The sequence below is a fragment of the Streptomyces sp. NPDC058678 genome (genome assembly GCF_042714835.1).
GTDB lineage: Bacteria > Actinomycetota > Actinomycetes > Streptomycetales > Streptomycetaceae > Streptomyces.
Genome location: NZ_JBHXSG010000127.1, coordinates 1 through 11,522, shown reverse-complemented (window position 1 = coordinate 11,522; position 11,522 = coordinate 1). Strand labels below are relative to the sequence as shown.

9 protein-coding genes are annotated in these 11,522 nt (G+C 69.9%); 1 reads left to right on the top strand and 8 read right to left on the bottom strand.

Annotation, left to right across the window (positions count from 1 at the left end; translation table 11 throughout):
* Nucleotides 1-56: 56 nt before the first annotated feature.
* From ACFWWR_RS47110 to ACFWWR_RS47075, 8 genes are all read right to left on the bottom strand, one after another.
* Entirely contained in the window at nucleotides 57-1,079 is a 1,023-nt protein-coding gene (locus tag ACFWWR_RS47110; RefSeq protein WP_384310542.1) for a nuclear transport factor 2 family protein, read from the bottom strand.
* A gap of 140 nt (nucleotides 1,080-1,219) precedes the next feature.
* The gene (locus tag ACFWWR_RS47105) at nucleotides 1,220-2,527 is read right to left on the bottom strand and encodes a multidrug effflux MFS transporter (protein WP_384310541.1); all 1,308 of its coding nucleotides are present in this window, start codon (nucleotides 2,525-2,527) and stop codon (nucleotides 1,220-1,222) included.
* Nucleotides 2,524-3,192, bottom strand: a complete 669-nt coding sequence (locus tag ACFWWR_RS47100; protein ID WP_384310539.1) for a sigma-70 family RNA polymerase sigma factor — start codon at nucleotides 3,190-3,192, stop codon at nucleotides 2,524-2,526. The genes ACFWWR_RS47105 and ACFWWR_RS47100 overlap by 4 nt, the downstream gene beginning before the upstream one ends.
* A gap of 24 nt (nucleotides 3,193-3,216) precedes the next feature.
* Entirely contained in the window at nucleotides 3,217-4,797 is a 1,581-nt protein-coding gene (locus ACFWWR_RS47095) for an ATP-binding cassette domain-containing protein (protein WP_384310537.1), read from the bottom strand.
* A complete protein-coding gene (locus ACFWWR_RS47090; RefSeq protein WP_384310535.1) occupies nucleotides 4,794-6,521 on the bottom strand; it encodes an ABC transporter ATP-binding protein/permease in 1,728 nt (575 codons plus the stop codon). The genes ACFWWR_RS47095 and ACFWWR_RS47090 overlap by 4 nt, the downstream gene beginning before the upstream one ends.
* Nucleotides 6,508-7,782, bottom strand: a complete 1,275-nt coding sequence (locus ACFWWR_RS47085) for a cytochrome d ubiquinol oxidase subunit II (protein ID WP_384310533.1) — start codon at nucleotides 7,780-7,782, stop codon at nucleotides 6,508-6,510. The genes ACFWWR_RS47090 and ACFWWR_RS47085 overlap by 14 nt, the downstream gene beginning before the upstream one ends.
* A complete protein-coding gene (locus tag ACFWWR_RS47080) occupies nucleotides 7,779-9,206 on the bottom strand; it encodes a cytochrome ubiquinol oxidase subunit I (RefSeq protein ID WP_384310532.1) in 1,428 nt (475 codons plus the stop codon). The genes ACFWWR_RS47085 and ACFWWR_RS47080 overlap by 4 nt, the downstream gene beginning before the upstream one ends.
* 28 nt (nucleotides 9,207-9,234) lie before the next feature.
* Nucleotides 9,235-10,710, bottom strand: a complete 1,476-nt coding sequence (locus ACFWWR_RS47075; RefSeq protein WP_384310531.1) for an MFS transporter — start codon at nucleotides 10,708-10,710, stop codon at nucleotides 9,235-9,237.
* A 101-nt stretch (nucleotides 10,711-10,811) separates the two neighbouring features.
* Between ACFWWR_RS47075 and ACFWWR_RS47070 the strand changes: the two genes are divergently transcribed.
* On the top strand, nucleotides 10,812-11,321 hold the full coding sequence (locus ACFWWR_RS47070; RefSeq protein WP_384310544.1) for a MarR family winged helix-turn-helix transcriptional regulator: 510 nt from the start codon (nucleotides 10,812-10,814) through the stop codon (nucleotides 11,319-11,321).
* Nucleotides 11,322-11,522: the final 201 nt, after the last annotated feature.

The window sequence follows — 11,522 nt, the reverse complement described above, 5'->3', positions numbered from 1 at the left end:
GCGGCGTCATGGGGCGCCCGCCCGGCCGGATACTCACCCCGCGTTCGACGCTCGGGTCATCGCTCGATCGCCTTCTGCGCCAGCTCGGTCAACAGGGAGCCATCGGCGTAGGCGCCGTTCCACACGGCGGTGAAGCGCTCGATCCTGCCCCACGGGTCGAGTTCGATACCGGTGATGCCCCGGGGCACCGGGCCGCCCGTCGCGGTCCATTCGTACCCCCCTCCGACATCGTTGCCAAGCACGTGCCGTACGCCGGTGCCGGCGCCGACGTACGGGAGTGCCGAGCCGGCCTTCGTCAGGTACGCGTGGATGCTCGCCTTGCTGGTGATCTGGATATGCGCCGGCACGTCCTCGAAGACGGCGTCGGACGAGAACAGATCCATCGCGGCCGCGATGTCACTCTTTCGCAGGGCCTCCGCGAGGTCGGCGGCGACTCGGCGCATCAGCGGTGAGGCGGTCTCTCCGACCGTGGACTCCCGGAAGTCGGTCGGCCACTGGTTCGGCGGCTCCTGCTCCTTCTGCCAATCGGACACACCGAACTGCCTCGAGTCCCAGTAGTCGACCCAACGCTCGATCTTTCCCTGGCGGTTGAAGTTGACCGCGCCCGCGTTACGCACCTGGCCGGGACCGAACATGCCGGGCGTGTCGGTGAAGAAGAGGATCGCGCTCGTCGTGTCCCCCAGGATCCGTGTGGGATACGACTTACTGTCCTTCGGCCACTTGGGGTAGAACGTCGCGAGTCCGTCGTGCAGGTCCTGCCAGGTGTACCAGTGCCATCCGAGGATCGCGTCGATGTAGGTGGTCTGCCGGCGCGAGAAGTAGGACGACTGCCATTCGAGGTTGCGGTCGCTCTTCGCCTGGTAGTAGCCGCGGATGTGCGTCAGCAGGGCATTGGTGGCGTGAGAGGCGTCGGGTATGACGTCGACTCCCGCGACGTACTGGGAGCCGCCGCGTGCCCGGGTGTCGGCCCACGCACTGGTGGGCAGCAGTGACGCCGCGGCGGCGGCCGTCCCTCCGACTGCCGCGGCTCGCAGCAGCTGACGTCGTGTCGTTCCGGTGGGTTCCGTGCCTTGATTCATGCCAAGCCTCGATTCGTCCACGTTCGTGTGATTCGGTACGGCGGCCATACGTCGCTGCGGAATGGCGTCCGACTCCGGGCCGGGTTACCCGCCCTCGCCGCGCGACCGACTATGACCTAATAACTATAACCACATAATCATTATGTGTCCATAACCATCTCTCGCCCTGACGGAGTGACAGCCCGCGGGCGGACAAGGACGATGAGGGCCAGGGCTGCCAGGGCGGCGGATACGAGCATGCCCAGGGACATCGGCAGCGAACTGGTCTCGCCGAAGAGACCCACCACAGGAGAGGCGACCGCGCCGAAGAGGAACTGCATTCCCCCGAGCAAGGCGGACGCCGCTCCGGGCGCGGCGCGGCCCAGGTTCTGCCCGAGGGTCATGGTGGCCGGCAGGAGCATGCCGATCCCCCACAGGACCACGAACTGGCAGATCCAGCTCGCGGCGAAGCTCTCTCCCAGAATCATGGTGAGCAGCACTTGTACGAGGGTTCCTGCGAGGCACACGGCAACCGCCGCGGTCAGCAGGGCGTTCATGCTTACCCGGTGACTCAGTCTGCTGAAGAGGGCTCCGGCCAGCAGCATGCCGATCGCGTTCACGGCGAAGATGAGCGAGTACACGACCGGGGAGGCGCCGTGGATACGCTCGAAGACGAAGCTGGAACCGCTGATGTAGGAGAACAGTGCGGCCGAGGCCAGGCCGAGCACCAGGGCGCAGCCCATGAACGACCGGTTGCGCGTCAGGCGGCCCATCGCGCCGAACGTCCCCACGCGGCCGCCCTTGTGGCGGCGCTCCGGTGGAAGGGACTCGGGCACCTTCACCAGCACCGCGACGAGCAGGAGCACCCCGGCCAGACAGAGTGCGCCGAAGACGGCCCGCCAGGTGGACACGGACAGGATCGCCCCGCCGACGACGGGGGCGATGACGGGGGCCACGCTCATGATCTGGGAGAGCAGGGCGAAGTGCCGGGGTACCTCCGGACCGTGGAAGAGATCGGTGATCACTGCCCGCGCGAGCACCATGCCGGCGGCGCCGACGAATCCCAGTATGAAACGGGCGGCGATGAGCGCGCCGATGCCGGGCGCGAACGCGCAGGCCAGAGCTACGAGGGCGAACCCGGCACAGCCGCCGATCAACAGTCCCCGCCGGCCGAGGCTGTCGCTGACGGGCCCGATGACGATCTGGCCGACGACGACGCCGGCCAGGAAGGCCGTGAGCGTCAGCTGGATGGCGGGGCTGCTGGTGTGCAACGTGCGGCTCATGGCCGGGAAGCCGGGTATGTACATGTCGATGGCGAGCGGGCCCACTGCCGTCAGGCAGGCGAGAACCGCGAGGAGGCCCCGCGCACGCCCGGCCGGCCGAGGCGGGACAAGAGCAAGGCCTCCGGTTGAGGCGGCCGCGGACGGGGAGTTCGTGGCGCGGCGACTGAGGATCTTCCTGTTGGTCATGCGTGGCCACATCGCTTCCGCTCGCCGCGCCGGCACCGGGCCGCCGGGACGAGCCGGTGCTCACGGGCGTAGCGCTCCAGCTGCGAGCGCAACTGCCCGCGCCCGCGGTGCAGCCGGGACAGCACCGTGCCGACGGGGGTCCGCATGAAGTCGGCGATCTCCCGAACGGTGAAGCCCTCGACGTCGAAGAGGTACACGACGATGCGGAAGCCCTCGGGGATGGCCTGCAGTGCCGCCTTGACGTCCGCGTCAGGCAGGTGGTCGAGCGCTTCGGATTCGGCCGTTCGCAGGCCCGTTGAGGTGTGCGACTCGGCACGGGCCAGCTGCCAGTCGTCCATCTCCGCCGTGCCGTCGTACTGCGGCCGACGCCGCTGGCTGCGGCGGGAGTTGAGGAAGGTGGTGGTGAGGATGCGGTACAGCCATGCCCTGAGGTTCGTGCCCTCGCGGAACTGGTGGAACGAGGTGTAGGCCCTGGCGTACGTCTCCTGGACGAGGTCCTCGGCGTCGGCCGGATGGCCGGTCATGCGCAGGGCGGCCGAGTAGAGCCGGTCGAGAAACATCAGGGCCGGTTCGAAGCGGGCTTGGAGCTCCGCCTCGGCCTGCGTCGCGTTCGGCCGCCCGCAACGGCGGTCGGCGAGCACATCGCGGAGTTGTGCTGTGGTCATGGTGCCTCCTGGGAGGTGCGGAATTTACGGTCCCCTGTGGTCGAGCGGCAGTTGCGTCACCTGCCCGGCCGGCAAGAGCCATGCCGGTACGGCGTGCAGGGCGATGACGACGGTGGTGTCGGGCAGGTCGGTGAGGATGCCGAGTACGTGTCGGGCGGTTCGGTCGTCCAGGCCCGTGGTCGGTTCGTCGACGATCAGTACGTGCGGGTGGCAGGCCAGGGCCCGGCCCAGATAGACCCGGCGGAGCTCCCCGCCGGAGAGCTGCCTCCCGCCGGGGCCGACGGAGGTGGTGGCGGTCAGTCCGCTGTCGTTCAGCCGCAGTTCGGCGAGGCGTTCGTCGATCTCTTCGTCGGTCAGGACGGCGTCGGCGAGGCGCCAGTTGGATCCGAGGGTGCCGGTGAAGAGGTGGTCGTCGGCGGCGACGGCCACGACGGCGGGCCGGCCGTCGCACCCTTCGGTCACTTGCCGCAGTGACGAGGCGAGGGCTCGGAGCAGGGTGCTCTTGCCGCTGCCGGAGCGGCCGGTGACGACGAGCAACGCGCCTCGGGCGACAGTGGCACCGAGGACGCGCCCCGGCCGCAGGGCCATCGGCGGAAGGACGTAGTCGGCGAAGCCGATGCCCTGCTCGGTGGACCATGCCCGTATCTCCGCAGCGGTGGGGTCGCGCGCGGTGTGCGGCACGCTTGTCGTGAGCCTGCGGTGTGCGGCCTTCGCGGTGGCTCGGGCTTCGGCGGCGTTCGTGAGTTGCTCGGCCTGCGCCAGGACGCCGAGGGACAGCAGGGCGACGAACACGAACATGGGGGAATCCGGTGCGCTGCCGGTGGCCGCAGTGGCGGTCAGGGTGGCCGTGCCGATCAGGCCGGTGGCCAGAGTGGTCCGGTGCCTGCGCCGACCGGACGCTTGCCGCGCGGTGTCGAGGCGGGCGAACCTCGTCGTCGTGCGCGCCGCGAGCTGCTCGGCGGCGCCGAGCGATGCCAGCTCCGTCCATGCGTCGACGGCGGTGACGAGTTCGGCACGCAGCGCCTTGCGGGTGTGCTGCTCGGCTTCGCGGGCGGTGCCGGGCGCATGGTGCGCGATCACCGCCATGATGACGACGCCGGCCGCGAGTACGGCGGCCGTCACGATGGACGTGGACGCCGCGACGGCCAGGACGGCACCGGCGGTGAGCACGGCGGTGACGGCGACGGGTGCTGTGCACTCGATCAGTGCCATCCCGGCGCTGTCGGCGTCGGCCATGCTGCGGTCGAGCAGTTCACCCGACCACAGGCCGTCCCCCCTTGTCTGGTCGGTGGCCGCGGCACGGTCGAAGAGGTCGGCCCGAGCGGTGGCGACCCGGCGCAGGGCGGCGGCGTGCAGCACCAGACGCTTGGTGTAGTTGCCGACGACGCGGGCCAGGGCGAAGGCACGCACACCGCCGCTGGGGGCGATGTAGGAGAAGGAGCTGAAGGTGGCCGCTCCGGCGACGGCGCAGGCGCTGATGAACCAGCCAGACAGACCGAGCAGTCCGGCGGAGGACAGTTCGGCTACGACCGCGAGCACCAGCCCGCCGACCGCATACGAACGCGCCCGCCTACCACGGACGTTCGGGTCACGGCTGCTGCTCATCTCGCGTTCACCGGCCTCGCGTCGTGCAGGAGGCCGTCGTCGAGTACGAGCACGGTGTCGGCCGCGGCGGCCAGCGGGAAGGAGTGGGTGGCGACGACGACGGTGCAGCCGTCGGTGGCCCGCCGCAGGGCCTCGACGACCTCGCGTTCACTGTCCGCGTCGAGGTGGGCGGTCGGCTCGTCCAGCAGCCACAGCCGGGCTCCCCGCAGAAAGGCGCGGGCGATGGCGATCCGGCGGGCTTCACCCGTCGACACGCCCCAACCGCCCTCACCGAGACGGGTGTTCAGCCCCTCGGGGAGGCCCTCGATCACGGCGCTCAGCCCGGCGGCGTCGACGGCCCGCCGGATCTGTTGCTCGGCGGCGTCCGGACGGCCCAGCCGGATGTTGTCCCGGACGGTCGCGTCGAGCAGCACGGTCTGCTGTCCGACCCAGGCGCATCCGCCGAGTGCCGGCGCCTGCCGTACGGACGAGGTCTGCCACCGGACCTGTCCGGCCGACGGCTGGCGCAGGCCGGCGATCAGCGACAGCAGCGTGCTCTTTCCGGAACCCGAGGCACCGGTGATCGCGGTCCAGGTGCCCGGTGCGAACTCGGCGTCGGCGCTGATGGTGTCGTGGTCGGTGCCGCCGTAGCGGAAGCGGACTGCTGTCAGTGATACACCGACCGGCTCGGTCGGCTGCGGACGGACCGCCCCGATCACCTCGGCAGGGGTGTCTTTGACGATGCCCTGGATGGCGCCGGCCGCGACCATCGCGCGTTCCCGCAGATGGAAGGCTGAGGCCCTGGCCCACATCGGGGCGAAGTACATCGGACACAGGAGCAGCACCAGCAGACCGGTGAAGAGATTGAGCTGCGGGGCGTGCGGCACGTGCACGTAGCCGAGCAGCGACAGGCCGATGTAGGTGGCGTTCACCGCGATGGAGAACGTGATGACGACGTCCATGATCATCCCGGACAGGAAGGCGCGGCGCAGCACGCTCATCGTCGCCTTGTTCAGCCGCTCGGCGGCCGTGGTCAGGGTTCGGCCGCGCCGGCCGACCGCGCCGAGCTCGCGCAGCGTCCGCATGCCGCGGAAGCTGTCGAGGACGACGGCGTTCAGGTGCCGGGTCGCGGCCGACTGCCGGTCCGCGCCGTGCTGGGCGAACAGTCCCGCCAGGCGCATGTTGAGGGGCAGCAGCGCGGTGGTCAGGACTAGCACGATCGCGGCCGGCCAGTGCACCGTGGCCGTGACCGCCAGCACGGCGAGCATGGACAGCGGTGCCGACCGGCGCAGGGGCGCGGTCTGCGCGTGGAAGTCGGCGACGTCGTCGGCCAGGTCGACCATCGCCCACGCGGCCTCGGCCGGGCCGGCCTCGCTGATCCGCCCGGTGGCGGGCAACAGAGCGCCCGTCAACTGCTGCCGCAGGCCGGTCGCGACGGCACGTGCGCCTCGGTCGGCGAGCGTGCCCGCTGCCCAGCCGGCGCCCACCGCCGGCACACTCGTCACGGCGAAGGCCACGAGGCCCCATGTCTCGTGCATCCCGGCCCGGTCCATCACTGCCTGGGCGGTCCATGCCAGGGCGCCCCAGCGGGCGATCGTGAACAGCGTCTCCAGTGTCTGGAGGGTGCCCGACAGGCCGAACCAGTGCCGTCCCGGTGCGGCGCACGCGGTGAGCCACGCGTCGTCGTCCTGCCGCTTCCCGGCGGCGCCCGGCTCACTCGTCTCCTCCATCTCATTCGTCGTCATGAGGGCGCCGCTCGTCGACGATCCACGCGATGCCACCGGTCACAGCGATGGCGATCATGCCCATGGTGGTCAGCAGCTGCGAGTGGACCTGCCGGTAGCCACCGAACATCCCCTGGCAGACGAAATAGGCGAGCAGGCCCAGCACGGTCCAGACGACCGCGGCGAGCAGACGCAGCACGACACGGAACGGCGCGCGCAGCGTCCACGCGTGGCCGGAGTCTCGGGTGGTGATGAGCGTGCTCCCTGTGACGAGGGGACCGTCGGCTGCCGGGAGTTCGGCGTGGAACTTTCCTGCGAAGGCCCGGTGGGCGAACACGTTGTAGGCCAGCACCAGCGGCATGTTCAGGCCGATGCCCACGAGGATGAAGACCAACGTGGAGTGCGGGCCTGCGGCGCTGTCGACGGCAAGACCCGGTGGCACGAGCAGCGGGTAGCGGGCCACGGCCAGGGCGAGGAACACGGACACCGTCGCGACGACGAGCCCGCCCAGCGGCAGGGTGTCCGCCGGACCGGACTCCCGCAGCCGCGGGAACGTGACGAGTGAGGTCGCCCCTCCCCCGGCGGCGAACAGCAGCAGCCCCGCAAACGCGAAGGCCCGCCCCGGGCTGTCGAGGTTCAGCGGTGCCGCGGTGGCGTTGACGGCGAAGAGGAGCACGACCAGCAGCACTCCCCCTACCGCTGTGGCGGCCGCACCCCGTCGGGCCGCCGACTCCCTCAGGAGCCCGGACGACTTGTGCTTGGTGTAGGCGTAGCCGAGAGCGGTGTACCCGGCTGTGGCGGCGGCCCCCGACAGCGCACAGAACCAGTTGAAGGCGCCGAAGGCCGACCCGGTGTACACGTCTCCCCGTAGATGTACCGCTGAGGTCAGCGTCCCCAGGGCGAAGCCCTGTCCGAACGAGGCCAGCAGCGACGCCACGCCGAAGGCTGTCGTCCAGCGTGGAGCCGGCGGCGCCTGGGACGCCATCTCGACGCTCACACCGCGCACGATGAGGGAGAAGAGCACCACGGTCATCGGCAGGTAGGCGTGCGGCAGGATCGTGCCGAAGGCCAGGGGGAATCCTGCCCAGAGCGCGACGCCGAGCAGGATGAGCCAGGTCTCGTTGCCGTCCCAGCCCACCGCGACCGACTCCAGCATGTGCCGACGGCGTGCGGGGTCGCGTTCGAAGAGGGTGGCCACGCCGACTCCGAGGTCGTAGCCGTCCAGCACGACGTACATCAGGAGACAGACGAGTACGGTCGCCGACCAGAGGGTGATGGTCATCGCGCCGCCACCTCCCGGGAGCCGGGCGGCACGGGAAGCTCCAGCGACACGGTGTCCTTGGCACGCCGGCTCCGTCCGGTGTCCGGCAGATTCTCCGGTGGCGGCTCCTGCCCGGGGTCGTCGCGTTCCGGGCCGATGCGCATGGTGCGGACGGTGTAGGCGACGTAGGCCACCAGCATGATCAGGTAGAGCACGGAGAAGCCGATCACGGAGAACAGGACTTCGCCGGGTGCCAGGTGGGATACGGCGGCCGAGGTGCGGAGTTGCCCGAACACGATCCACGGTTGCCGTCCCGCTTCGGCGGTGACCCAGCCGCCGAGGATGGCCAGGATCCCCGCCGGTGTCGTCCACAGGACGAACCGGTGGAAGCGGCGCGCGGTCCACAGGCGGTTGCGCATGCGCAGGACCGTGGCGGCGAACGCCGTGGCGAACATCAGCACGGCCGCCAGGAACATGACGCGGAAGCCCCAGAAGGTCGCGGCCATGTCCGGCCGGTCGGCTGCCGGGGTGCGCTTCAGGCCGGGCATGGGCGTCTTGCAGCTGAGGTCCTTGGCGATGTAGCTGCCGAGGCAGGGAATGTCGAGCTCGGCGATGTTCCGCGCGGCTTGCTGGTCCGGGACGGCGAACAGGACGAAGCCCGTGTTGCCGTTGTCCCAGTTGCCTTCCATCGCCTCCAACTTCGAAAGCTGGTACGGAAGTTCATGCCCGGCGACGCTGTCACCGAGGTAGAGCTGAACGGGCATCAGCAGCGCGGCGATCCCGAGCGCGATCGACATCGAGCGGCGGGCGAAGCCCTTCGCACGCCCCTTGACCAGGTACCAGGCCGAGATCCCGGCGACGAAGAAACTCGCCGAGATCAGCACGGCGGCCAGCATGTGCGGCCACCGCCAGATGAACGACGGGTTGAAGATCACGCGCATCCAGTCCGTCGGCTGGAACTGGCCGTGGACGACCTTGAAGCCGGCGGGCGTCTGCATCCACGAGTTCGCCGCGATGATCCACGTGGACGACAGGATCGTGCCCACCGACACCATCACGGTGGACACGAACATCGTGCCCTTGCGAACGCGGCCGTCCCCGTAGAGCAGGACGCCGATGAAGCCGGCCTCGACGAAGAAGGCCGTCACGACCTCCATGCCGATGATCGGCCCGATGATCGGGCCGGTCTTCGCCCCGTACACGCCCCAGTTGAGCCCCATCTGGAAGGTGATGACGGCTCCGGCGACCACGCCGATCGCGAAGCCGACGGCGAAGATGCGCCGCCAGAACCGGAACATCTGCAGGTAGACCGCCCTGCCGGTGCGCCAGTACAGGCCGTAGACGACCGACAGGAAGATCGACAGGCCGACGGTGATCGCCGGAAAGGACATGTGGAACATCACGGTGATGGCGAACTGCCATCGCGACAAGTCGAGAAGACTCATCACTGCTCCCTCTTCATCAGGGGCGCGTTCAGGCGTCGACGACCGGCGTGGCAGCCGGCGCCGAGGCGGTGAAGCGCGGTAGGGCGGCGGCGCCGATCGCAAGGAGGGCGACGATGCCCATGTGCACGTACTCGACTCCGGCAAAGGCGTGCGAGACGCCGTGCGGCGCGAGGCTGATGTAGAGGGTGCCGAGCGTGGCCACCCCGAGAGCGAGTCCGCTCTGCTGCAGAGTGATCAGCGCGCCGCTGCCGATGCCGCCCAGGTGGGCGGGGACGTCGGCGAGCACGCTGCGGAACAGGCCGGCGAACAGCATCGACTGCCCGGCCCCGGCCAGGGCGAGCGGTACGGCCATGGCCCACAGGCTGACGTGCGGCCACTTCACGAGCAGGACCGCCACCAGGGAGACCAGTCCGGCGAGTTGAATGACGGCGCCGGCGGACAGCGCCGCCCTGCCGAATCGGCTGATGAGCCGCGGCGCGAACAGTGAGCCGGCGAAGAACAGCAGGGCCATCGGAAGGATCGCCAAGCCGCCGTGCAGGGCGTCCGCGTGCAGGCCGTTCTGGACGGTGAGGGCGAAGACGAACATGAACGCGCCGAAGCCGATGCTGAAGGCGAATACCATGACCAGGCCGCGGGACATCGACGGCAGCCGCAGCAGCGACGGCGGCAGCAGCGGGACCTCACCGCGCCGCTCGGCGCGCTTCTCCACGACGTAGGTGGCGGCACCAAGCACGACCGCGGCGGCAAGCATCAGCCAGGTCCACCACGGCCAGCCCAAGGAGTGGCCCTCGGTCAGCGGGACGAGCAGGGCGGTCAGGGTGGCGGCGAACAGCACGGTGCCGGGCAGGTCGATGCCGACGGGGTGGTGCGAGCGGGTGTCGGGCACGATTCGGGCCGCGACGATCAGCACGATCACGCCGATGGGTACGTTGACCAGGAAGATCGGGCGCCAGGAGGTACCGGCGATGTCGGCGCTGACCAGCAGGCCGCCCACCAGTTGCCCGACCACGGCGGCGATGCCGGAGGTGGCCCCGTACAGGGCCACGGCACGGGACTTGCGTTCCCCTTCGAGGACGTGGTGGAAGGTCGCCAGCACCTGGGGGATCAGCAGGGCGGCGGTGGCGCCCTGGACGAGGCGGGCGGCGATCAGCGCACCCACGCTCGGGGCGACACCGCAGGCCAGCGATGCCAGCACGAAGCCCACGAGCGCGCTGAGGAAGACGCGGCGGCGGCCGTAGCGGTCGCCCAGCCGGCCGCCGAGGACGAGCAGGGTGGCGTACGCGACGCCGTACCCGGCGATCACCAGCTCCAGCGAGGACGCGGAGGCGTGCAGGGAGGCGTCGATGCTGGGCAGGGCCACGTTGGTGATGAAGAAGTCCATGATCGGCAGGAATGCGCCCGCCAGCAGGATGAACACTCCGGCCGGGTGCAGCCCGCCGGCGCGGGCCGTGGCATGGGGCGACAGCGCGGCCGCCCTGGCCGGTGAGGAGGTGGTTGTCGTCATGACGACTCCAGAAGAGCGGATGTTATGCACTCATAACTATGAGTGCATAAGGAGTATGCCCTCATAACCAATTGGCGGCAACCCCGTACCCTGGGACCGTGATGGAGGACCAAGCGCACCCGACAGGCCCGACAGCAGGGCCGGACCACGAGCCACGGTGGGCCGAACTGGCCGACCTCGTACTGATCATCAGCCGGGAGATCCAGTTCCGCCGCTACACGGACGAGCAGGCTGTCCACCTGTCGCAGTCCGAGGGCATGGTGATGCGCTACCTGAAGGGCGACCCCGAAGCGCCGCCCAGTCGCATCGCCGCCGCAACCGGGCTCCAGCGCACCAACCTCTCGACCGTCCTGCGCGGGCTCGAACAGAAGGGCTTCATCGAGCGGCGCGCCCACTCGGCCGACGGCCGCGGGGTGACGGTCCACTCCACCGAGCGCGGACGTAGCAACACGACCCTCGTCCGGCAGGAGTGGGCCGCGACCGTCTCCGGAGCCGCGGGCCACGACACCGAACACCTCGACGCCGCCCTCACCCTGCTCAGGGCGGTGGAGCACGGACTGACCAAGACGCGACCACAGAACCGTGCCACACGTCCGGCGACAGACCGCTGACCTCCACACACCGACGGCGATGGCTCAGCTCGGCGACCACCTCGACACCATGAACCACGGTTCGGCCGCCCTGCTTCCCGGTGTCGCCGAAGATGAGCGGCGCGACGGGCACTGTCACGTTGGCTGACCGGTGGGATGATCTTCTGGTTGATCAGCCTGGGAAGGGTCGTCCGTGGGGAGCGCGTCGCTGTCGTACAAGGG